The organism is Burkholderia sp. B10 (assembly GCF_004368385.1).
GTDB lineage: Bacteria > Pseudomonadota > Gammaproteobacteria > Burkholderiales > Burkholderiaceae > Burkholderia > Burkholderia vietnamiensis.
Map to the genome: position 1 here is coordinate 1 of NZ_PQMX01000070.1, position 21473 is coordinate 21473.

Sequence of the window (21473 nt, forward strand, 5' to 3'; positions counted from 1 at the left end):
AATGTGGCGCGTGAAGCGTGAAGCGTGAAGCGTGGAATGTGGCGCGTGAAGCGTGAAGCGTGAAGCGTGGAGTGTGAAGCGTGGAGCGTGAAGCGTGAAGCGTGGAGTGTGAAGCGTGAAGCGTGAAGCGTGGAGCGTGAAGCGTGGAGCGTGAAGCGTGAAGCGTGAAGCGTGAAGCGTGGAGTGTGGAGTGTGGAGTGCAGCGCAGTGCGCAGTGCGAAGGGCGAAGGTAGAGCGTAGAGCGAGATGCGAGATGCGAGATGCGAGATGCGAGATGCGAGATGCGAGATGCGAGATGCGAGATGCGCGATGCGCGATGCGCGATGCGCGATGCGCGGCGCCGGAGGTATCCGGCCCGAACCAACGGCACGCTCGCCGCGCCGACGCAGAACCGTCCCGCGGCACCCGCCCCGCGAGCGCCGCGTCAGTGCGCGCCGGCCTTCGGCTTGCGCGGTGCCTTCTCGAACAGACGGTCGTAGAGCCAGCGCGGCAGCACGTGCAGCACCTTCGCGACGACGCCCATCTGCCACGGGATCACGCGGAACGCGTGTTGCCGCGCGATCGCGCGGGCCGCGCGGGCCGCGAAGCGGTCGGCGTCCATCAGGAACGGCATCCGGTACGGGTTGTGCGCCGTCATCGGCGTGCGGATATAGCCGGGCGCGATCGTCACGACGCCGACGCCGGCCGGCCGCAGTTCGACGCGCAGCGCCTCGAGGTACTTGATCGCCGCCGACTTCGACGCGCTGTAGGCGCCCGAACCCGGCAGCCCGCGCACGCCGGCGACGCTCGCAACGCCGACCAGCGTGCCGTGGCGCGCGGCCGTCATCGGGCCGACGAACGGCTCGAAGGTCGCGACCATCCCGTAATAGTTGATGTCCATCACGTCGCGGAACGCGGCGAGATCGCCCTGGCCCGTGACGGCGCCCTGGCTGATGCCGGCGTTCGCGATCACGACGTCCGGGCAGCCGTGCGCGGCGATGAACGATGCGGCGGCCGTGGCCAGCGCGTCGGCGTCGCGTACGTCGGCGCGATACACGGACACCGACAGCTTCGGAAAGCGCCGCGCGAATGCGTCGAGCGCTTCGGTGCGGCGCGCGACGAGCGCGAGCGTCGCGCCCTGGCGTGCATATTCGTCGGCCAACGCGAGGCCGAGGCCGCTCGACGCGCCGGTGATGAAAACCTTCAGCGGAGTAGTCATGCCGGCGCGCGCTCGCGGATCAGAGCTTCTTGTCCTGCACCTGCTTCACGAGGTAGTCGAGCACCTGCGCGGTACCCGGAATGCTGTTCGTGTAAGCCGGACCAGTCTTGTACTTGCCCTGAACGACGACGGTCGGCACGCCGTCGATCGCGTAGTTCTTCATCAGCTCGGCCGACTGCTTGACTTGGCCTTGCACGCTGAACGAGTTGTACGCGTCCATGAACTGCTTCTTGTCGACGCCTTGCGTCGCCAGGAAGTCGGCCTGCGCCTGCGGCGTCAGCAGGTAATTCTTCTGCTTGTGGATCGCGTTGAAGATCGCCGGCGTGACCTTCTCCGAGATGCCCAGCGCGGACACCGCGTAGTACAGCTTCGAATGCGGGACGAAGTCGTCGCGGAACGCGACCGGCACGCGCTTGAAGTCGATGTTGGCGCCTTGCTTCTTCACCCACGCCTCGAGCGTCGGCTCGAATTCGTAGCAGTGCGGGCAGCCGTACCAGAAGAATTCGATGACCTCGACCTTGCCGGCCGGCGCCGACACCGGCTGCGGCGACTTCATCACTTCGAAGTCCTTGCCCGACACCGGTGCGGCGGGCGTTGCGTGCGCGAAGCCGGCGACCAGGCCCACGGAGAGGAGAAGCGTGCTAAGCAGTTTTTTCATGTTGGGAACGTCGTCAGTTGCTCGGGTTACGGAACGTAACGGAATCTGCGTGGGCGCGGCCGGCGCTCACTGCTTCGTGAAGCGGATCACCGCCGTGTCGACACCTGCATCGGACAGGCGCTGACGGGCCGAGTTCATATCCTCGAACTTCGAGAACGGGCCGACCCGCACGCGGAAGTAGGTCACGCCGCTGACGTCGCGCTTCGACACCTTCGACTCGAAGCCCTGGAAGCCGAGCCGTGCGCGCTGCTGCTCGGCGTCGCTTTCCGTCTTGTACGCGCCGACCTGAAGGAAGTAGCCGGTGTTCGCGTCGCTGGCGCTCGGCGCTTTGGCCGCTGCGGACGACGTCGCGGACGGCGCCGGCTTCGCGGCGTTCGCGGCGGCTTGCTGTTGCTGCTGCTTTTGAGCGGCAGCCTGCTGCGCCTGCTTCTGCGCGGCGAAACGCGCGAGGTCGTCCTCGCCGGACTGCTGCGGTTGTTGCGCCTGTTGCGTCTTCTTCGGCGGCGGGTTGTCGGCCGGCTTCGGCGCGACCGCGACGCCGTTGCCCGACGCTGCGTTGTTCGATCCGTTGTTCGACGCGGTGCCGTTGTTCGCGCTGCCGGAGCCGTTCGAACCGTTCGCGTTGCCCGACGGCGGCACCTCGACGATCTGCGGTTCGGGCAGCAGGCCGCCCTGGGTCTGGTTCGCGGCCTGGCCGGGCGCGGTATTGGGCGGCGCGGACTGCGCGGCCTGCGGCACCGGCTGGCCGGGCGTCTTGCCCTGCAGCGCGCGGTTCGGATCGAACTGCTGCGGCTGGCTCGCGCCGTTGTCGACCGGCGGCGCCACCTTCGACACGAACGGCGACGGCGAACGCGTGATGTAGAGCGCCACCACCACCGCAATCGCGAGGCCGACGATCAGGCCCAGCACGATTCCAAGAAATGTTCCTCCGGCTTGTTTCGATTGCTTCGAAGTTCGGCGTGGTTGTGCCATTGCTTGAGTCACCTGCAAAAAGAATCGTGAAAAGGCTGCGGCAGGCGGGATCCTGCGGGCGGGCGCCGCCGCGGCCATTCGCTGCCCAGTTCGGGCCGCTTACATCTTGGCGGGCGCGGATACCCCGAGCATCGCCAGGCCGTTCTCCAGCACCTGCCGGGTCGCGGCGAGCAGCGCGGCGCGTGCGTTGCGCGGCGCTTCGTCGTCGACCAGCACGCGCTCCGCATTGTAGAACGAGTGGAATTCACCAGCGAGATCGCGCAGATAGAACGCGACCGCGTGCGGCGCCAGCTCGTTCGCGGCGTGCGTGAGGAGATCCGGATACTCGGCGAGCTTCTGCATCAGCGACACGGCCTGCGGGCTCGTGAGCTGCGACAGGTCGGCGCCCGGCAGTTGTGCGACGTCGACGTTGTAGCGCGCCTTCAGTTCGTTGAGCACCGAGCAGATCCGCGCGTGCGCGTACTGGACGTAGTAGACGGGGTTCTCGTCGTTCTGTTTCAGCGCGAGGTCGATGTCGAACACGAACTCGGTGTCGGCCTTGCGCGAGATCAGGAAGAAGCGGACCGCGTCGCGGCCGCGCGTGATGGTCGCTTCGTCGATCATGTCGGGCGCGGCCTCCTGGCCCGGCGCCGCGCCGCCCGACCATTCGATCAGGTCGCGCACCGTCACGTAGCTGCCCGCGCGCTTCGACAGCTTCACTTCCTGGCCGTCGCGCATCACGGTGACCATCTTGTGCAGCACGTAGTCGGGATAGCCTTTCGGGATGCCGATGTGCAGCCCCTGGAGCCCGGCGCGCACGCGCGCGATCGTGCCGTGGTGGTCAGAGCCCTGGATGTTGATCACCTTCGTGAAGCCGCGCTCCCATTTCGTCACGTGGTACGCGACGTCCGGCACGAAGTACGTGTACGTGCCGTCCGACTTGCGCATCACGCGGTCCTTGTCGTCGCCTTCGTCGGTCGTGCGCAGCCACAGCGCGCCGTCCTGCTCGTAGGTCATGCCGGCCTTGACCAGCGCGTCGACCGTCTTCTCGACGCGGCCTTCGCTGTACAGCGATGATTCGAGGTAGTACTGGTCGAATTTCACGCCGAACGCCTGCAGGTCCATGTCCTGTTCGTGGCGCAGGTAGGCGACCGCGAACTTGCGGATCGCGTCGAGATTCTCGATGTCGCGCGCGCCGGTGACCGGCTCGCCGTCCTTCGCCGCGACCGTCGCGCCGTTCAGGTAGTCGCGCGCGATGTCGGCGATGTATTCGCCGTTGTACGCGGCTTCGGGCCAGCCGGCGTCGCCCGGCTTCAGGCCGCGCGCGCGCGCCTGCGTCGAGATCGCGAGGTTGGCGATCTGCACGCCCGCGTCGTTGTAGTAGAACTCGCGGTGCACCGCGTAGCCCTGGCTCGCGATCACGTTCGCGAGCACGTCGCCGAGCGCCGCCTGGCGGCCGTGGCCGACGTGCAGCGGGCCGGTCGGGTTGGCCGACACGAATTCGACCAGCACCCGCTTGCCTTTTTCACGCTCCGACGTGCCGAACGCGCGGCCCTGCTCGAACACGGCGGCGATCACGGCCTGCTTCGCGGCGGCGCTCACGCGCAGGTTGATGAAGCCCGGGCCGGCGATTTCCGCCGCGTCGACGAGCCCTTGCGCGGCCGGCTGCGCGACCAGCGCCGCGACGATCCGCTCGGCGAGCTGGCGCGGGTTCGTGCCGAGCGGCTTGGCGAGCTGCATCGCGACGTTGCACGCGACGTCGCCGTGCGCGGCGACCTTCGGGCGCTCCAGCGTGATGGCCGGGATGACGAATTCGGCGTCGGCGCCCTTGAGCGCGTGTGCGACCTGCGCGACGCTATCCGCGAGCAGGGCTTCGAGGGTCTGTTTGTGTGCTGGCAGCATGCTGGTAGAAGGCTTCGTTGGTGGCGGCCGGAAGCGCCGGCCCGCCGGCGCGCTTTTTAAGCGCGCGTTTCAGGGATCGCAGAATTTTAACAGGTGCTAATATGCCGCTCAGGCGCCCCGCGTCCGCGAGGCCGGACGCCGCCCTGCCGGCGTCCTCCCCACCGCGCCGCGCGGGCACAACAAGATGAAAAGGGAATTGTCATGATTACGTTCAAGAGCAAGGCGGCACAGGATCTAGACGTGCTGAAGGATTTCGCTGTATACGTGCTGGGCCTCGTCGGCAAGCAACTGGGCGAACGCGGCGTCATTACGCACGACGAATTGGACCACGCGATCGCGAAGCTGGAAGGCGCGGTCGCGCAGGCGAAGCAGGAACGCGCTGAGCACGCCGGCCATTTCCACGAGGACGACGACGATCACGCGCACCACGAAGTGCCGGCAAGCCTCGCGCAGCGCGTCGCACCGTTCCTCGCGATGCTGCGTGAAGCGAAGGCCGCGCAGGCCGACGTGCACTGGGGCTTCTGAACGCCCGTCGCCCGTCGCCGGTGGCCACGCGCCGGCCGGCCGACGCAGCCCGGCAGGCCAAAATGCCATGAAAAAGCCCGCATCGCGCGGGCTTTTTCATTTCGTATGACCAAAGGGGCGCGCCGATGCGCGCGCCGCGCCCGGATCACAGCTGCGGCGCGAGCGCGCGGCGCGCGTCGTCGAGCGACAGCGACATGCGCCGCGCATAATCGTCGAGCTGATCCTGCCCGATTTTGCCCACCGAGAAATACCGGCTGTCCGGATGCGCGAGGTAGAAGCCCGACACGCTCGCCGCCGGCAGCATCGCGAGCGAATCGGTCACGCTCATCCCGATCTCGTCCGCGTGCAGCGCCGCGAACATGTCGCGCTTCACGAGGTGGTCGGGGCAGGCCGGATAGCCGGGCGCCGGCCGGATGCCCGCGTACTTTTCGGCGATCAGCGCGTCGTTGTCGAGCGTCTCGTCGCTCGCATAGCCCCACAGCTCGCGGCGCACGCGCGCGTGCATCGCTTCGGCGAACGCTTCCGCGAAGCGGTCGGCGAGCGCCTTCAGCATGATCGCGCTGTAGTCGTCGTGGTCGGCTTCGAACTGCTTTTCCTTCACGTCGACGCCGAGGCCGGCCGTCACCGCGAACATCCCGATGTAGTCGGCGACGCCCGAGTCCTTCGGCGCGATGAAGTCGGCGAGCGAGCGGTTCGGGCGCATCACGCCGTCCACCACCGGCCGCACGCTCTGCTGGCGCAGGTTGCGCCACGTGAGCAGCACTTCCGAGCGCGTGTCGTCGGTGTAGATCTCGATGTCGTCGTCGTTCACCGTGTTGGCCGGCAGCAGCGAGATCACGCCGTTCGCGGTCAGCCAGCGGCCCTGGATCAGGCGCGCGAGCATCGACTTCGCGTCGGAGAACACGCGGCGCGCGGATTCGCCGACGATCTCGTCGTTCAGGATCGCCGGGTACGGGCCCGCGAGGTCCCAGGTCTGGAAGAACGGGCCCCAGTCGATGTAGTTCGCGAGCTCGTTCAGGTCGTAGTTCTTGAACACGCGCCGGCCGATGAACTTCGGCTTCACCGGGCGGTAGCTCGACCAGTCGATCCTGGTCTTGTTCGCGCGCGCTTCGGCGAGCGTGACCATCGGCTGCGCCTTGCGGTTCGCGTGCTGATCGCGGATGCGCTCGTAGTCGGCCTTCAGGTCGTCGAGGTACTTGGCCGCGCCTTCGTCGGACAGCAGGTTCGACGCGACCGACACCGAGCGCGACGCGTCCGGCACGTAGACCACCGGCCCTTCGTAATGCGGCGCGATCTTCACGGCGGTGTGCACGCGCGACGTCGTCGCGCCGCCGATCAGCAGCGGGATCTTCTTCACGCGGAAGTAGTCGTCGCGCTGCATTTCCGACGCGACGTAGGCCATTTCCTCGAGGCTCGGCGTGATGAGCCCCGACAGCCCGATGATGTCCGCGCCCTCGACCTTCGCCTTCGCGAGGATCTCGTTGCACGGGACCATCACGCCCATGTTGACCACTTCGAAGTTGTTGCACTGGAGCACGACCGACACGATGTTCTTGCCGATGTCGTGCACGTCGCCCTTCACGGTCGCGATGACGATCTTGCCCTTCGCGCGCACGTCGCCGCCCGCTTCCGCGAGCAGGCGCTTCTCTTCCTCGATGAACGGGATCAGGTGCGCGACGGCCTGCTTCATCACGCGCGCCGACTTCACGACCTGCGGCAGGAACATCTTGCCCTGGCCGAACAGGTCGCCGACGATGTTCATGCCGTCCATCAGCGGGCCTTCGATCACGTTGATCGGGCGCCCGCCCGCCGCGGCGATCGCCGCGCGCGCTTCCTCGGTGTCTTCGACGATGAAGTTCGTGATGCCGTGCACGAGCGCATGCGCGAGACGCTTCTCGACCGGCTGGTTGCGCCACTCGAGGTTCTCTTCCTTCTTCGCCGCGCCGGTCTTGAACTTGTCGGCGATCTCGAGCAGCCGGTCGGTGGAATCGGCGCGGCGGTTCAGGATCACGTCCTCCACGCGCTCGCGCAGCTCCGGATCGAGGTCGGCGTACACGCCGAGCTGGCCGGCGTTCACGATGCCCATGTCCATTCCGGCCTGGATCGCGTGGTACAGGAACACGGTGTGGATCGCCTCGCGCACCGGGTCGTTGCCCCGGAACGAGAACGACACGTTCGACACGCCGCCGCTCACCTTCGCATACGGCAGGTTCTGCTTGATCCAGCGCGTCGCTTCGATGAAGTCGACCGCGTAGTTGTTGTGCTCCTCGATGCCGGTCGCGACCGCGAAGATGTTCGGGTCGAAGATGATGTCTTCCGGCGGGAAGCCGACTTCGTTCACGAGGAAGTCGTACGAGCGCTTGCAGATCTCGGTCTTGCGCTGGTAGGTGTCGGCCTGGCCGGTTTCGTCGAACGCCATCACGACCGCGGCCGCGCCGTAGCGGCGGATCAGCTTCGCGTGGTGGCGGAACGCGTCCTCGCCTTCCTTCAGCGAGATCGAGTTCACGATCGCCTTGCCCTGCACGCATTTGAGGCCGGCCTCGATCACGTCCCACTTCGACGAGTCGATCATGATCGGCACGCGCGCGATGTCCGGCTCGGACGCGATCAGGTTCAGGAAGCGCACCATCGCCGCCTTCGAATCGAGCATCGCCTCGTCCATGTTGACGTCGATCACCTGCGCGCCGTTCTCGACCTGCTGGCGCGCGACCGCGAGCGCCTCGTCGAACTGGCCGTTGAGGATCATCCGCGCGAACGCCTTCGAGCCGGTGACGTTGGTGCGTTCGCCGACGTTGATGAAGAGCGTCCCGGACGTGACGTTGAACGGCTCGAGGCCGGCAAGGCGCATCATGTGATCGGTCATGGCGGTGCGAATTCTGGTGAGGTAGGGCGGGCGTTGATGCGGGTGGTCAGGCGGCTTCGCTGTACTGGCTCGGCCAGCGGCGCGGCTTCACGTCGGCGAGCGCCTTGGCGATCTCGGCGATGTGCTCGGGCGTGGTGCCGCAGCAGCCGCCCGCGAGGTTCACGAGCCCGGCCTGCGCGAACTCCTTCAGCAGGCCCGACGTGACGTCCGGCGTCTCGTCGAAGCCGGTGTCGCTCATCGGGTTCGGCAGGCCCGCGTTCGGGTAGCAGGACACGTAGGTGTCGCACAGCTTCGCGAGCTCGGCGATGTACGGGCGCATCAGCGCCGCGCCCAGCGCGCAGTTCAGGCCGAACGTGAGCGGCTTCGCGTGGCGCAGCGAATTCCAGAACGCCTCGACCGTCTGGCCCGACAGGATGCGGCCCGACGCGTCGGTGACGGTGCCCGAGACCATGATCGGCAGGCGCTCGCCGGTGTCCTCGAACAGTTCGTCGAGCGCGAACAGCGCGGCCTTCGCGTTCAGCGTGTCGAAGATCGTCTCGACGAGGAACAGGTCGACGCCGCCGTCGAGCAGCGCCTTCGCCTGCTGGTAGTACGCGGCGTGCAGCTCGTCGAACGTGATGTTGCGCGCGCCCGGATCGTTGACGTCGGGCGAGATGCTGGCCGTCTTCGGCGTCGGCCCGATCGCGCCCGCGACGAAGCGCGGCTTGCCGGGCGTCGCATGGCGGGCGGCCGATTCGCGCGCGAGGCGCGCCGATTCGACGTTCATCTCGACGACGAGGTCTTCCATCCCGTAGTCGGCCTGAGCGACGGTCGTCGCGCCGAACGTGTTGGTCTCGACGATGTCGGCGCCGGCCGCGAAGTACTGGTCGTGGATCTCGCTGATGATCTGCGGCTGCGTGAGCGACAGCAGCTCGTTGTTGCCCTTCACGTCGCGCGGGAAATCCTTGAAGCGCTCGCCGCGATACGCGGCCTCGTCGAGCTTGTAGCGCTGGATCATCGTGCCCATCGCGCCGTCGAGGATCAGGATGCGCGATTTCAGCAGCGCGGGCAGTTCGGCGCCGCGCGTGTAGCGCGCGGCGGGCGGGGCGGAAGCGGCGAGAGGGGACGCAGACATGGCGGCAGAGCGGCGAAGACGGGAAAACCGCCATTGTAGCCGCTGCGCCGGCGCGTCGCCCGCGCTCGCGCTGGGCGGCGGCCGTGATGCGCGCCACCGAGCGGGCCGGCGGCCGCCTCAAACGAAAACCCCCGCCCGGCGAACCGGACGGGGGCTTGGATCGGAGTGCTCGCGGGGCCGCGCAAGCGCGGCAAACGGCCCGGCGTGGCGCCGGGCCGCGCGTCGTCAATGCAGGACGACGGGCATCATCATCAGGCTGTCGAACTGGCCGAGGAACTCGTCGACTTCGTCGAGCGACGGCTCATCCTCGATCAGCTGCTTCACGTGGGCGCGGAATCGCTCCGCGAGTTCGCCGTCGATGAAGATCTCGCGCTGCGCGTTCTTGTCGACGATTTCGTATCCGCCGGCATTCATCAGATGGTGGCCGGCCTGCGGCGCAAATTCGACGACGCAGTAATTGGGGCTGTTGTAGATCATTTGCATGGCGGCACTCCTCTTCGCAGTGGCATCTGGCCTTGTTGTCCCGTAGGTGGGGTAGCCTTTGCCGGTTTCAAGGGGCTTGCGCTGCACACCCCGTTCTCCCGTTCGCGTGGGGTGTATCGGGTTAGAAGCCGATGTCTCTAAAACGTTTCCTATTGTGATCCGGTGCACTGAAATAGTTGTTAAAGAGTGTCATCGGCCATTTTTTCAATACCTTTAATCGGTCGAAATTGCCGATCGGTGCGGCTTCATTGTGCAGGCGGCGCGGAGGCGGGCGTCGCGTCCGCCGGCGCGGGCATCGGCGGCTGCTCGGACGGCTGTTGCGTAGGGCCAGCCGGCTCGCTCGCCGGCGCGGCAGATGCCGATGCCGGGGCAGGCGCGTTCGTTGCGTCCGGCGCCGAGCGGTCAGCCGGTGCAGCCGGGACGGTCGATGCAGCCGGTGCAGCCGGCGGCGCGAGCGGGCCGTGCCACACGAGCTCGATCTGCGCGCCGTTCGGTTCGGTCTGCATCAGCCGCGCGGGCAGCCAGCCGAGCGACGGCGCGAGCCACATGTCGATGCGGCGCGTGTCGCCCGCGCGGCGCGGCAGCCGCATGAAGTGGCGGGCGCGCACGATGCCGGCCTGCGTGTGCACGTCCTCGTCGCCGATCACCATGATCGGCCAGGTCTCGCCGTTGTTGTTGTCGATCACGAAGAACTGCTGCGTGACGCCCGGCCGGTACGCCGACGGATTGCCGCGCACGAGGCCCGACAGTTGCATCAGCATGCTGAAGCGATCCTGCACGCCGTCGGGCAGCGGCGCGTTGTTCGGCGTGCGCGTGAACACGACCTGGTGAATCTCGCGGTTGAAGATCGCGATGTCCTCGGGGCGCTTGCCGCGCTGTTCCACATATCGGTCGGGCGCGACGCCGAAGGCGTCGATGCGGCCTTCGCTGCGGTACGTGAACGGGCCGATGAACGGCACCGGCATCGACACCGACAGATCGTACGTGCGTCCGTCGTTGCGCCAGTGGATCGTGCCGATCATGTTCTGCATTCCGTTGTAGAACGTGTCGTATTGCAGGTCGCCGGACGGCGGCGCGTCGAATTTCACGCCGCTCGTCGCGGGGCCTGGCGTCGCGGCGCTCGCGGCCGATGCTGCTTGCGCGCCGGACGCGCCAGCCGTGCCGCTCGCTGCCGACGCGGCCGATGCTCCCGATGCCGCAGCAGGCGACGGCTCGCCGTGCTCGGCGGTCTGCGTCGACGTCAGCACGCGCGGCTGCGCCGGCGCCGGCTTGCGCGCCGCGCGGGCCGGCTTCGCGGGCGCGGCGGCGGCCGCGGCCGGCGCGTCGACCGGTTTCGACGCGGGCCGGCGCTCGATCGGTTGCGGCTTCAACAGCTCGATCTGCACCGGAATCTCGGCGGGCGCGGGCGGCGTGAACGCGTCGCGATTGCGCGCGAGCCACCACGCGGCGAGCGCATGCAGCACCAGCACGACGACGAGCGCGACGCCCACGCGCAGCCAGCGGCGGGGCAGGACGTGACGAGGACGGGTGGCGGCAGGCGGCATCGACGAAATGGAGCGGAAGGAAGGCCATGGCGCAGCGGACGTGCCGCGCGTCACAGCTCGGACCGCCGCGCGCGCCGCGCGTTCGCGTGCATCGCGGGCAGGGGCGCGCGCCGCCCGTCAGGCGTCGCGCGCGTCCGGACTATAGCCGAGTTCGTACGACAGTTTTTGCGCGCAAGCACGCAGCGCGGTGTCGATCTCGCCGCCCCAGGCGATGTCGAAGCTGCCTTCCTGGCCGAGCGCGACGATCGCGAGCGCGAGTTCGCCGACCGCATCGAACACCGGCATGCAGAACGCGTGGATCGTCGGCAGCAGCATGCCTTCGACGCGCGCGGCCCGATGCGCGCGCACGTCGGCGAGCACGGCGTCGACTTCGGCGAGCGTGCGCGGGCCGCCGTGATGCGGCGAGCGCCGCGTATCGGCGAGCTCGCGTTCGATCATCGCGGCCGTCTTGCTGCGCGGCAGGTACGCCGCGAACAGCAGGCCCGTCGCGGAACCGAGCAGCGGCATCACGTCGCCGAGCTTCAGCGACGCCTTCGCCGGATGGCTCGATTCCATCCAGTGCACGATGGTCGGGCCCTGGTTGCCCCATACTGCGATGCCGACCGTCTGGTCGACGCGGTCGCGCAACTCGGTGAGCGCGATGCGCGCGAGCTTCACGCCGTCGACGCGCGCGAGCCGCGCGAGCCCCATCTGCAGCGCGAAGCCGCCGAGTTCGTAGCGGCCCGACACCGGATCCTGCGACACGACGCCGAGCCGCGAGAAGCTGACCAGATAGCGGTGCGCCTTCGCGGGGCTCATGCCCGCGCGCTGCGCGAGGTCGCGCAGCATCATCGCGCGCGGCTCGCGCGTCAGCACGTCGAGCAGGCGGAAGCCGACCTCGATCGACTGGATGCCGGAGCGCAGCTTCTCGCCACCTTCGCCCTGCTCGCCGGAGCCGGCGTCGTCGGTGTCGGAATCGGCGAGATCGTCGTCGGGAAGCGGGCTGGCGGGCATGGGCAACGGCGCGCGGCAAGGCGGCAAGGATGGAGCGAAAACGGCGCGCATGCGAGCGTGCGCGCCGCACGGATTCACCATCGTAAAATAGATTCCCTCCATCGTCACTACAACGGCAGACCCCCATGAAACTTGCATCGCTGAAGGACGGCACGCGCGACGGCCAGCTGATCGTCGTGTCGCGCGACCTGCACACCGCGGCGATCGCCGACGCGATCGCCCCGACGCTGCAGCGCGTCCTCGACGACTGGGCGTTCTACGCGCCGCAACTGCGCGAGCTGTACGACGCGCTGAACCACGGCCGCGCGCGTCACACGTTCGCGTTCGACGCGGCGAACTGCATGGCGCCGCTGCCGCGCGCCTTCCAGTGGGCCGACGGCTCCGCCTACGTGAACCACGTCGAGCTGGTGCGGCGCGCGCGCGGCGCCGAGATGCCGCCGGAGTTCTGGACCGATCCGCTGATGTACCAGGGCGGCAGCGACGACTTCCTCGGCGCGCGCGACGACATCGTGTGCGCGTCCGAGGAATGGGGCATCGACTTCGAGGCCGAGGTCGCGGTGATCACCGGCGACGTGCCGATGGGCGTATCGCCGGACGACGCGCTGAAGGGCGTGCGGCTCGTCACGCTGGTGAACGACGTGTCGCTGCGCAACCTGATTCCGGCCGAGCTCGCGAAGGGCTTCGGCTTCTTCCAGAGCAAGCCGGCCACCGCGTTCGCGCCGGTCGCGGTGACGCTCGACGAGCTCGGCGACGAATGGCGCGACGGCCGCGTGCACCGGCCGATGATCGTCCACTGGAACAACCGCAAGGTCGGCCAGCCGGACGCGGGCGCCGACATGGTGTTCCATTTCGGCCAACTGATCGCGCACGCGGCGAAGACGCGCAACCTGCGCGCCGGCTCGATCGTCGGCTCGGGCACCGTGTCGAACAAGGACGCGAAGCGCGGCTACTGCTGCATCGCCGAGAAGCGCTGCCTCGAGACGATCGAGCACGGCGCGCCGCAGACCGACTTCATGCGCTACGGCGACACCGTGCGCATCGAGATGTTCGATGCGGCCGGCAAGTCGATTTTCGGCGCGATCGAGCAGGCCGTCGCGCCGCCCGACGGCGCGGCCTGACGTACGGCGCTGACGCGCGGTCTGACGCGCGCGCCGCGGCCGGCCCGCGCGCCGGGTTTCGCCCGATGTTTGCCCGCGCGGGCTTGGCTACACTCGATTCAGGCGTTTCAACCGACCCACGAACCCGGGAGCTGGGCATGGCCGATCTTGCTGCCTATGGCGGTTACGAAGCATTGAAGGTGACGCGTCGCGCGCATGGCGTGCTCGACATCGTGATGAGCGGCGAGGGCGCGAACCGCAGCGGCCTCGCCACCGCGAACGCGCGGATGCATCGCGAGCTGGCCGACATCTGGCGCGACGTCGACCGCGATCCCGACACGCGGGTCGCGGTGATCCGCGGCGAGGGCAAGGGCTTTTCGGCGGGCGGCGATCTCGCGCTCGTCGAGGCGATGGCCGACGACTTCGACGTGCGTGCGCGCGTGTGGCGCGAGGCGCGCGACCTCGTCTACAACGTGATCAACTGCAGCAAGCCGATCGTGTCGGCGATGCACGGGCCGGCGGTGGGCGCGGGGCTCGTCGCGGGCCTGCTCGCCGACATCTCGATCGCCGCGAACGACGCGCGCATCATCGACGGCCATACGCGGCTCGGCGTCGCGGCCGGCGATCATGCGGCGATCGTCTGGCCGCTGCTGTGCGGGATGGCGAAGGCGAAGTACTACCTGCTCCTGTGCGAGCCGGTGAGCGGCACCGAGGCCGAGCGCATCGGCCTCGTGTCGCTCGCGGTCGAGCCGGACGAGTTGCTGCCGAAGGCGTACGAAGTGGCCGAGCGGCTCGCGCACGGCTCGCAGTCGGCGATCCGCTGGACCAAGTACGCGCTGAACAACTGGCTGCGCAGCGCCGGGCCGACCTTCGATTCGTCGCTCGCGCTCGAATTCATGGGTTTTTCCGGGCCGGACGTGCAGGAAGGCATCCGTTCGCTGCGCGAGCGGCGCGCACCCGATTTCTCCCCGGACGCGCCGTTCTGACGCGCGCTATGATCGAATCACACGCGGCGCGGCCCGTGCCGGCCGCTTCGCTCACCCAGTCAACCAGGATGCCCGTATGACGACCGATGCCCCCGGCTCCAATCCTTTCGCCGGCTTCGCCGGCTTCAAGCCCGCCGACATGCTCGACCGGATGTGGGACATGATGCGGATGTCGCCGTTCGGCGGGATGGCGTCGTTTCCCGGCGCCGCGTCGGGGCTGCCGCCGTCGCTGTCGAGCATGTCCGACATGATGACGCCGCTCACGAGCGTCGAGGAGCTCGACAAGCGGATCACCGATCTGCGCGCGGTCGAGCAGTGGCTCAAGCTCAATCTCGGCATGCTGCAATCGGCGATCCAGGCGCTCGAGGTGCAACGCGCGACGCTCGCGACGCTGCGCGCGTTCGGCGCGTTCGCGCAAAGCTCGATGTCGGCCGCCGAGGAAGCCGCGGTCGCGGCGGCGCAGGCCGCGTCCGCGCCGCGCGCCGAGGCGAGCCAGCCGGCGCCGGACGCCGACGCGCCCGCGGCCGGCGACGCCGCGCAGCAGCCGTTCGATCCGGCCGGCTGGTGGAACCTGCTGCAGACGCAGTTCAACCAGCTCGCGAGTCTCGCGATGGCGCAGCCGGGCGCGCAGCCCGGGGCGCCGGCCGACGCGGCGCCCGAGCCGGCCGCGGGTGCGCCGGCACCGGCGGCGGCTGCGGCACCGGCTGGGTCGGCGGGCGCGGGCGCAGCCGCGCCACGCAAGCCGGCCGCGAAGCGGGCGAAGCCGGCCGGCTCGGCGGCCGCGCGCGCGGCCGCGGCGTCGTCGCCGGAAACGCGTCCGCCGAAGCGCTCGACGTGACGCTTCGCACCTAGCCTGCAGGCCGACCATGCGACTCGCGCTCGTGCTGATGGGCGGCGGCGCACGCGCCGCGTATCAGGTCGGCGTGCTCAAGGCGCTGGCCGAGATCGCGCGCGAGGCCGATCCGCTCCGCCATACGACGCCGTTCGCGGTGGTCTGCGGGTCGTCGGCCGGCGCGATCAATGCGACGTCGATCGCGAGCCACGCCGACGATTTCTCGCACGGCGTGCGGCGCCTGCTCGAGTTCTGGGAGCCGCTGCGCGCCGACTACGTGTATCGCACCGACTGGCTCGGCATCGCGGCGGCGGGCGCGCGCTGGCTCGCGACGATGACCTTCGGCTGGGCGGCGCGCCGCTCGCCGCGCGGGCTGCTCGACAACGCGCCGCTCGCGCACCTGCTGCAGCGCGAGCTGAGCTTCCACCGGATCGAGCAGATGCTCGAGAGCCGGCTGCTGCACGCGCTGTCGATCACCGCGCTGAGCTACTCGAGCGGCCGCCATCTGACCTTCTACCAGGCCGCCGAGCCGATCCAGGCATGGCGGCGCGCGCAGCGCACCGCGCGGGTGGTCGATTTGTCGGCGTCGCACCTGCTCGCGTCGTCGGCGATTCCGTTCGTGTTCCCCGCGGTGCCGCTCGTGCTCGACGGCCAGATCGAATACTTCGGCGACGGTTCGATCCGGCAGGTCGCGCCGCTGTCGCCGGCGATCCACTTCGGCGCGGACCGGATCGTCGTGATCGGCGCGGCCGATCCGCGGCCGGAAATCCCGGCGCCGAACGGCTCGGGGCTGGTGCGCGGCTATCCGACGCTCGCGCAGATCGGCCAGCAGGTGCTCGCCAGCGTGTTTCTCGACTCGATCGGCTCGGACATCGAACGCATCGAGCACATCAACCGGATGATCGAGCACCTGCCGCACCAGGTCGAACTGGACAGCGGCTGGCGGCACGTCGACGTGCTCGCGATCGCGCCGTCCGAGCGCATCGAGCTGATCGCCGCGAAGCACCTGAAGCAGATGCCGGTGACGATGCGCGGGCTGCTCGGCGCGGTCGGCGGCAGCCAGCCGGCCGGCGCGTCGTTCGCGAGCTATCTGCTGTTCGAGGAGGCGTTCACGCGCGAACTGATCGAACTCGGCTACCGCGACGGCCGCGCGCAGCGCGACACGCTGGCCGCATGGATCGCGGGCGCCGACGGCGGCAGCGCGGCGGTGCCCGGCGCCCGGTCCGGTGACGGTAGGCCGGCGGGTGAAATGCGGGTCTGATGCGATTCCGCGCGGCTCGATGCGGCTCGACGCGGCGCGACCGCGCGAGGCCGGTGACGTCGAGCACAGTCGCCCCACCGTTTTCCAGCTGCGCGGCGACCGCGAGCAGTGCGCCGGCGCAGGCGCTGGTTGTGTTTCGCGACGCGCGCCCCGCGACCGTTCGTCGCACCGCCATTGGCGGCGCGCGACCGGGCGGGCGTCTCGGAACCGTCATGCCCGCGTGCTATCATGGCCGCCGCCGTATACACCATATCGAGCAGTCTGCTTGCCGGCCGCTGTGCGCGATTCCGCCTGGAGCCGCGTCGCGCCGGGCAGGTTCGCCAACGGGCCGGCTTGCGCCGGCCACCACATCGGGCACGCGCAGCCGGTTCCGTTCGAACGGAGCGGGGCCGCGGCGTGCTTCAGGGCGGCAGCGCGGCCGCCCGGCTGCCGGACGTGGAATCTGCGTCCGGGGGCCGGTTTCCCGCGTAAAATTAGAGTTTTGGCTGCAAAAAGCGCGTTCGCGCGCCGCTGCGGCAACAGTCACGTTTAGAGAAGTCGCATTGCGCAGAACAGGGGTGGGACCATCATGAACACCATGCTTTATCCGGAACTTTACAGGTCGCTCGAGGCAGTCCGCTGGGACATGGAGAAGGACATTCCGTGGGACAAGTTCGACGCATCGCTGCTCACCGACGAGCAGGCGAAGACGATCAAGATGAACGCGATCACCGAATGGTCGGCGCTGCCCGCGACCGAAATGTTCCTGCGCGACAACCAGCACGACAGCGATTTTTCCGCATTCATGAGCGTGTGGTTCTTCGAAGAGCAGAAGCATTCGCTGGTGCTGATGGAATACCTGCGCCGCTTCCGGCCGGAAATGGTGCCGACCGAAGAGGAACTGCACGCGGTGCGCTTCGAGTTCGATCCGGCGCCGCCGCTCGAAACATTGATGCTGCACTTCTGCGGCGAGATCCGCCTGAATCACTGGTATCGCTGCGCGGCCGACTGGCACACCGAGCCGGTGATCAAGCACATCTACGAAACGATCTCGCGCGATGAAGCGCGCCACGGCGGCGCGTATCTGCGCTACATGAAGAAGGCGCTGAACAACTGCGGCGACGTCGCGCGCGCGGCGTTCGCGAAGATCGGCGTGCTGATGGCGTCGGCGCGCCGCACCGAGAAGCCGCTGCACCCGACCAACCTGCACGTGAACCAGGCGCTGTTCCCGCGCGACACCGTGCAGTCGCGCCTGCCCGATCCGGAATGGCTCGAGCGCTGGCTCGACGAGCAGATCCGCTTCGACGGCGAGTGGGAAAAGAAGGTCGTCGACCGCATCCTGCACAACCTGTCGATCCTGTTCGAGCGCACCTTCGCGACCGCGCAGGAGCTGAACCGCTATCGCAAGGAAGTCACGAACCGCCTGCAAGCCGAAAGCGGCCCGTCGTCGGCCGCGCAGCCGGCCTGAGGCCGCGCGGCGTCGCAGCCGGCGTGATGCTGCGCCGGCCGCGTTCGCCGTCGTTCGACGCATGAAGCCCGCCCGGTGGTCCGGCGGGCTTTTTATCTGGCGCCGCCGCGTTGCGTCGCGACGCGCAGCGTGTGCCGCCCACGCCATCCGACCTTCATCATGCCCGCTACTTTCGAACGCAAGCTGATCACCCGCGACGCGCTGGTCGCCCTGCGCGCCTCGCTGCCTTCGCCCGTCGTCTTCACCAACGGTGTGTTCGACATCCTGCATCGCGGCCACGTCACGTATCTCGCCGATGCGAAGGCGCTCGGCGCCTGCCTGATCGTCGGCGTGAACAGCGATGCGTCGGTGCGCATGCTCGGCAAGGGCGACGATCGCCCGATCAATCGCGACGACGACCGGATGGCGCTGCTCGCGGCGCTGGAGAGCGTCGACTGGGTCGTGAAGTTCGAGGAGAAGACGCCGGTGTCGCTGATCGAGGCCGTCCGTCCGGACATCCTCGTGAAGGGCGGCGACTACGACATGGATGCGCTGCCGGAGTCGGCGCTCGTGCGCGGTTGGGGCGGGCGCGCGCTCGCGATTCCGTTCGAGCACGATCGGTCGACCACGGCGTTGCTGAAGAAGGTGCGCGCGCAGCAGCCTTGAGCCGCCGCGCACCGCACCGTCACGGCGCCGAGGCCGGCAACGGCTCCGCAGTGACGGCCGGCGCGGCGATCGGCGCGCCGATCACCGGCTGATCGGTCGCCTGCGCGAGCGGCGTTGCCCGTAACACCTCCGGATGCACCTGCCGCTCCAGCACGCCCGGTTCGCGCGGGCCGGCCGCCGGCAGCGGCCCGAACACGCCGCGCACCGCGACGAACGCGAGCATGTTGGCGAGAAAGAGAACAGCGATCAGCCAGCGCAGCATCGTCGACACTCCTCTTCATGGTTCAGTCGTTCCGCCGTCCGGCGCAATGCCGTCCGGGGTGCGTCAGTCCCGCGCCGCGCCCTCCGCGGCAATCAGCGCGAGCCCGGACAGAATCAGCCCGTCGTGCCGCGTATGCGGCAGCGTCAGCGCGCGCGCGACGTCGTCCGCCGCGCCGCCCGCCAGCACGAGCCGCACCGGCGCCTGCCACGCGGCGGCGAGATCGCGGCACGCGCGTTCGATCAAACCCGCCTGTGCGTACAGGCAGCCGGCCGACAGCGAGCGAGGCGTATCGATCTGGAACGGTTCGGCGCGCGCGTCGGCGAGCAGTCCGCTCGCGATGTCGGTGCTCAGCGTCGGCAACTGTGCGGTGTGCGTGCCGAGCGCACGCATCATCAGCGCCCAACCGGGCGCGATCAGCCCGCCGGTGAAGCGGCCGTCCGCGCGCAACGCTTCGAGCGTCGTCGCGGTGCCGAACGTCGCGATCAGCAGGTGCTCGTCCGGGAACGCCGCACGGGCGCCGATCAGGCCGGCCCAGCGATCGCTGCCGAGCTGCTCGGGCGACGTATAGCCGTTCGTCACGCCGCACTGCGCGGCGCGCGCGCGGATCGTCGTGCGCGGCAGCGCCGGCCACTGCGCGTCGAGCAACGCGTCGAGGCGGGCGGCCACGTCGGCGCCCGCGACGTTCGAGATCCACGCGCCTTGCGGATGCGGCAGCGCCGACCAGTCGGGATCGGCGCCGCCGTCGCGCGTATGGCCGAACGCGCCGCTCGCGACGAGCGTGCGCTGCGCGTCGGCGAGCGCCCATTTGATCCGGCTGTTGCCGGCGTCGATCAGCAGATGCGGTGCGCTCATTGCGCTTCGCGCAGCGACACGTCGCCGGCGGCGATCGCCTGCACGCCGTCCGGCGTGTCGAGCAGCAGGCGGCCGGTCGCGTCGATGCCCGTCGCGATGCCGCGCGCGCGCTCGACGCCCTGTTCGAGCAGCACGACCTCGCGTCCCGCATAGGCGTGCAGCGCGTGCCAGCGCGGCACGAATGGCGCCAGCCCGTCGCTCGCGAACTGGGCGAGCGCCGGCGTGAGCGCGTTCAGCGCCGCAGCGAGCGTGTCGGTGAGATTCGCCGATGCGCAAGCCGCGGACAGCGCGGCCGGCGGCAACCCGCTCGCGAGCGCCGCGTCGCGCGCGCGCAGCGCATCGACCTGCGCGGCGACCGCTTGCGCGCCGCGCACGTTGATGCCGAAGCCGATCACGACCGCGGTGGCGTCGTCGGTGTTCCACACCGTCTCGATCAGGATGCCGGCGAGCTTGCCGTCGATGCGCGTGGTGTCGCTTTCGGTGCGGGTCAGCAGCAGGTCGTTCGGCCATTTGAGCGCGACGCGCGTGCCGCCGTCGAGCGGCAGCGTCGCGAGCCCTTCCGCGAGCGCGACGCCGATCGCGATGCTCAGGCCGCCGAGCGCGTCGACGGGGCGCGGCACGATGCAGCCGACCGAGCACAGCAGCGCGTTGCCGGGCTGCGCGAACCACGGACGGCCTTGCCGGCCGCGGCCGGCCGTCTGCTCGAACGCGACGCGCACGAGCGGCGCGGGCAGCGCGTTCGCGGTGCGCGGCAGCGCCTTCAGGCGGTTTGCCAGGTCGGCGTTGGTCGAGCCGGTGGCGGCGACGATGTCGAGCGGCCACGCGCGCGGCGCGGCGTCCAGATGGGCGTCGAGCCGGTTGCGCGCGATGTGCGCGTCGCCGGCTTCGGGCTTGTCGGAGGAGGTCGGGGCGTTCATGGCGCCTATTGTAGCGACAGGGCGCGGCCGCGCGTGCCGGGCGGCGCGTCGGGCGGGTGCCTGCGATTGGCGGTTGCACGCACCCGCCCCGCCATCACGGCGCGATCACCGGATGTTTCAATGCATGCGCGGTTTCGATCCACTGCGCGTGGAACTCGGTCGCGTCGGGCCGCAGCCCCAGCTCGCCGTTGCGATACGCCATCGCGAGCGTCTGCACGGCTTCCGGCAGCTCATGCTCCGCCGCGCGGCGATACAGCGCGAGCGCGCGCGCTTCGTCGCGCGGCACGCCGCTGCCGTCGCGGTACGCGTTCGCGAGCATGAAGTCCGCGGCCGGGATGTCGGCGCGCGCGGCGCGCTCGAACCACTGCGCGGCCCGCGCGGGATCGGCCGCGGTGCCGTAGCCGCTGCGGTAGATCAGCCCGAGGTAGTACGCGGCCGCCGCTTCGCCGTGGCCGGCCGCTTCGCCGAGCAGCGCGCGGGCGCGCGCGTAGTCCTTCGGCAGGTCGCCGCTGCCGAGCAGCAGCGCCTTGCCGAGCGCGAGCTGCGCCCGTCGTGCGGCCGGTGCGTCGGCTTGCCCGTCGGCCCGTGCCGCGGTTTCGAGCCAGTTGCGCCCCTCGTCGCGCAGCCCCGCCTCGCGCGCGTCGACTAGCGCGATGCCGAGCGCAGCCTGCGCGTCGGCCGAGCCGCGGCGCGCGAGCGTGCGCAATTGCGCGAGCGCGTGCGGTTCGACGGCCTGCGCGACCATCGCCTGCCACTCGTCGATCTGCGCGGCGCTCGGCGCCGGGCCGGCCGCGCGCCAGCCGGTCGCCGCGACCACCGCCGCGACGGTCACGGCCGCCGCCGCCAGCAACGCGGCCGGCGGCAGCTTCGCGCGCACGAGACGCCGCACGGCGGCGGGGAAACCGGCCTCGGCCGGTCGCATGGTGCGGATCGGTTGCATCGT

Annotated in this window: 20 protein-coding genes; 7 read left to right on the forward strand and 13 right to left on the reverse strand. The window is 69.5% G+C overall.

Going from position 1 to position 21473, the window contains the following annotated elements; all coding sequences use genetic code 11:
* Nucleotides 1-424: 424 nt before the first annotated feature.
* From C3Y15_RS25735 to argS, 4 genes are all read right to left on the reverse strand, one after another.
* Entirely contained in the window at nucleotides 425-1198 is a 774-nt protein-coding gene (locus tag C3Y15_RS25735; protein ID WP_011886170.1) for an SDR family oxidoreductase, read from the reverse strand.
* A 19-nt stretch (nucleotides 1199-1217) separates the two neighbouring features.
* Complete coding sequence (locus C3Y15_RS25740; protein ID WP_011886169.1) at nucleotides 1218-1856, reverse strand: thiol:disulfide interchange protein DsbA/DsbL; 639 nt, start codon at nucleotides 1854-1856, stop codon at nucleotides 1218-1220.
* Nucleotides 1857-1922: 66 nt separating this feature from the next.
* Nucleotides 1923-2828, reverse strand: a complete 906-nt coding sequence (locus tag C3Y15_RS25745) for an SPOR domain-containing protein (protein WP_045578737.1) — start codon at nucleotides 2826-2828, stop codon at nucleotides 1923-1925.
* Between the two features lie 99 nt (nucleotides 2829-2927).
* Nucleotides 2928-4709, reverse strand: coding sequence for an arginine--tRNA ligase (argS, locus tag C3Y15_RS25750; RefSeq protein ID WP_014723744.1), 1782 nt, complete (start codon nucleotides 4707-4709; stop codon nucleotides 2928-2930).
* A gap of 201 nt (nucleotides 4710-4910) precedes the next feature.
* Here argS and C3Y15_RS25755 point away from each other — a divergent pair, with 201 nt between their 5' ends.
* On the forward strand, nucleotides 4911-5234 hold the full coding sequence (locus C3Y15_RS25755; RefSeq protein WP_011886166.1) for a DUF1840 domain-containing protein: 324 nt from the start codon (nucleotides 4911-4913) through the stop codon (nucleotides 5232-5234).
* Between the two features lie 145 nt (nucleotides 5235-5379).
* Here C3Y15_RS25755 and metH read toward each other — a convergent pair whose 3' ends face one another.
* The 5 genes from metH to C3Y15_RS25785 form a co-directional block, all read right to left on the reverse strand.
* Nucleotides 5380-8097: a methionine synthase gene (gene metH, locus C3Y15_RS25760; protein ID WP_011886165.1), complete on the reverse strand. Its 2718-nt coding sequence runs from the start codon at nucleotides 8095-8097 to the stop codon at nucleotides 5380-5382.
* Between the two features lie 46 nt (nucleotides 8098-8143).
* The gene (locus C3Y15_RS25765) at nucleotides 8144-9211 is read right to left on the reverse strand and encodes a homocysteine S-methyltransferase family protein (RefSeq protein ID WP_069246341.1); all 1068 of its coding nucleotides are present in this window, start codon (nucleotides 9209-9211) and stop codon (nucleotides 8144-8146) included.
* Between the two features lie 225 nt (nucleotides 9212-9436).
* Nucleotides 9437-9694 carry a DUF3567 domain-containing protein gene (locus C3Y15_RS25770; RefSeq protein ID WP_006477667.1) on the reverse strand — a complete coding sequence of 86 codons (258 nt, stop codon included), beginning with the start codon at nucleotides 9692-9694 and terminating at the stop codon, nucleotides 9437-9439.
* Nucleotides 9695-9939: 245 nt separating this feature from the next.
* A complete protein-coding gene (locus C3Y15_RS25780) occupies nucleotides 9940-11238 on the reverse strand; it encodes a DUF3108 domain-containing protein (protein ID WP_069246340.1) in 1299 nt (432 codons plus the stop codon).
* A 117-nt stretch (nucleotides 11239-11355) separates the two neighbouring features.
* The gene (locus C3Y15_RS25785) at nucleotides 11356-12231 is read right to left on the reverse strand and encodes an IclR family transcriptional regulator (RefSeq protein WP_059991960.1); all 876 of its coding nucleotides are present in this window, start codon (nucleotides 12229-12231) and stop codon (nucleotides 11356-11358) included.
* 125 nt (nucleotides 12232-12356) lie between these two features.
* Between C3Y15_RS25785 and C3Y15_RS25790 the strand changes: the two genes are divergently transcribed.
* The 6 genes from C3Y15_RS25790 (at nucleotide 12357) to rfaE2 (ending at nucleotide 18499) form a co-directional block, all read left to right on the forward strand.
* Nucleotides 12357-13349, forward strand: coding sequence for a fumarylacetoacetate hydrolase family protein (locus C3Y15_RS25790; protein WP_014723739.1), 993 nt, complete (start codon nucleotides 12357-12359; stop codon nucleotides 13347-13349).
* Nucleotides 13350-13486: 137 nt separating this feature from the next.
* Nucleotides 13487-14314, forward strand: coding sequence for an enoyl-CoA hydratase/isomerase family protein (locus C3Y15_RS25795; protein ID WP_060082481.1), 828 nt, complete (start codon nucleotides 13487-13489; stop codon nucleotides 14312-14314).
* 76 nt (nucleotides 14315-14390) lie between these two features.
* Nucleotides 14391-15152, forward strand: a complete 762-nt coding sequence (locus tag C3Y15_RS25800; protein WP_011886159.1) for a PhaM family polyhydroxyalkanoate granule multifunctional regulatory protein — start codon at nucleotides 14391-14393, stop codon at nucleotides 15150-15152.
* 28 nt (nucleotides 15153-15180) lie between these two features.
* Nucleotides 15181-16407, forward strand: coding sequence for a patatin-like phospholipase family protein (locus C3Y15_RS25805; protein ID WP_069224354.1), 1227 nt, complete (start codon nucleotides 15181-15183; stop codon nucleotides 16405-16407).
* 568 nt (nucleotides 16408-16975) lie between these two features.
* Complete coding sequence (locus tag C3Y15_RS25815; protein ID WP_011886157.1) at nucleotides 16976-17854, forward strand: ferritin; 879 nt, start codon at nucleotides 16976-16978, stop codon at nucleotides 17852-17854.
* Between the two features lie 159 nt (nucleotides 17855-18013).
* Complete coding sequence (gene rfaE2, locus C3Y15_RS25820; RefSeq protein ID WP_011886156.1) at nucleotides 18014-18499, forward strand: D-glycero-beta-D-manno-heptose 1-phosphate adenylyltransferase; 486 nt, start codon at nucleotides 18014-18016, stop codon at nucleotides 18497-18499.
* A gap of 19 nt (nucleotides 18500-18518) precedes the next feature.
* On the opposite strand, the gene C3Y15_RS25825 is transcribed toward rfaE2, so the two are convergent.
* The 4 genes from C3Y15_RS25825 to C3Y15_RS25840 all read right to left on the reverse strand — a co-directional run bounded on the left by C3Y15_RS25825 (nucleotide 18519) and on the right by C3Y15_RS25840 (nucleotide 21470).
* Nucleotides 18519-18761 carry a hypothetical protein gene (locus tag C3Y15_RS25825; RefSeq protein ID WP_011886155.1) on the reverse strand — a complete coding sequence of 81 codons (243 nt, stop codon included), beginning with the start codon at nucleotides 18759-18761 and terminating at the stop codon, nucleotides 18519-18521.
* A gap of 63 nt (nucleotides 18762-18824) precedes the next feature.
* Nucleotides 18825-19613 carry a type III pantothenate kinase gene (locus tag C3Y15_RS25830; RefSeq protein ID WP_011886154.1) on the reverse strand — a complete coding sequence of 263 codons (789 nt, stop codon included), beginning with the start codon at nucleotides 19611-19613 and terminating at the stop codon, nucleotides 18825-18827.
* Nucleotides 19610-20530, reverse strand: coding sequence for a biotin--[acetyl-CoA-carboxylase] ligase (locus C3Y15_RS25835; protein WP_011886153.1), 921 nt, complete (start codon nucleotides 20528-20530; stop codon nucleotides 19610-19612). Before C3Y15_RS25835 ends, C3Y15_RS25830 begins: the two co-directional genes overlap by 4 nt.
* A 94-nt stretch (nucleotides 20531-20624) precedes the next feature.
* Complete coding sequence (locus C3Y15_RS25840) at nucleotides 20625-21470, reverse strand: tetratricopeptide repeat protein (protein ID WP_034192575.1); 846 nt, start codon at nucleotides 21468-21470, stop codon at nucleotides 20625-20627.
* Nucleotides 21471-21473: the final 3 nt, after the last annotated feature.